We start from the raw sequence: 1095 nt of genomic DNA on the forward strand, positions 1-1095 counted from the left end.
CTAAAATGAGCAACGAAATTGTACGCCGTGTCGCCGCAGGCAGTGCACTTGCTGGATAGCTGCTAACGAATTCGGCGAGTTCAGATATGGCTCGCACTGAGGTATACTCCAATATATCCGCTTCTTTGGCGATAAAATGCCTGCCAAAATGGAGGCTGACGTTGTGCAGGGGGACGGCTATTAGCGCCGCAGCCGGTTAACGCCTCAAGGAATTTTTTGCGTCTGAGGCAGCACGCGCGTGCTGGTGGCGCACGTCATGCAGGTTCTCTTGCAATCGAACTGCAGGCTCTTGCGAAGTTATCGATCAAATTGCGACAGGCGGGCTCACTGTCGTACATCCACTCAGGGTGCCACTGTACGCCGACCATGAATGGCCGGCCGGGTGCCTCGATCGCCTCGACGACACCATCGTCAGCTCGCGCCGAAACGACGAATTCAGGAGCCAACTGTTTAATGGCCTGGTGGTGATAGCTGTTTACTCGGAAAGACGATGATTGCGCTCCACAGAGCCGCCACAGCTGCGTGTCGCGTTCCAACTGAACCTCGTGAACCGTCTTATCCAACGGGGTGCCATCGCGATGATCGATTACGTTTTGTAGTTCATCTAAGGTATGAGGATAGATCGTACCCCCGCCTACAACATTCAAAATCTGCATCCCTCGGCAGATGCCGAGAACGGGCATGGGCCGATCGAACGCTGAACGGGCGAGCGCGAATTCGAAGTCGTCGCGCTCGGGGATCATCCGTTGAACAGCGGGGTGCGGAGGCGCGCCGTAAAGTTCGGTTGGAAAATCGCCACCTCCAGTAAGAACGAGCCCAGAAACGAGGTCTAATAACGCGCTCACGTCATCTTCTTTGACATACGGCAAGATGATTGGAAGCGCACCGGCTTTTTCGATTGCGCTTACATAGTGGACGAGACAGAAGTAACCATCCTTTTCCACGTCGAAATTGCTGACGATCCCTATGACTGGTCGCATGTGCTTTGCCATCTTGAATGGAGTGCTTATATACGCGAGAAGAGCTTGCGCTCCATGGTGGTCAGGCGTTCCGGGCCTTTTTCCGTCACCAGCACCGTCTCGCTGAAGCCCATCC

General features: G+C 54.7%; 1 protein-coding gene. It reads right to left on the reverse strand.

Features of this window, described 5'->3' with window-relative positions; translation table 11 throughout:
- Nucleotides 1–254: 254 nt before the first annotated feature.
- Nucleotides 255–1095 (reverse strand): gamma-glutamyl-gamma-aminobutyrate hydrolase family protein (locus EN862_RS34760; RefSeq protein WP_210213425.1); only part of this gene is annotated, 841 nt, incomplete at its 5' end.

Origin of the sequence: Mesorhizobium sp. M2E.F.Ca.ET.219.01.1.1, assembly GCF_004016445.2 — a bacterium.
In the GTDB taxonomy this organism is placed as follows: domain Bacteria; phylum Pseudomonadota; class Alphaproteobacteria; order Rhizobiales; family Rhizobiaceae; genus Mesorhizobium.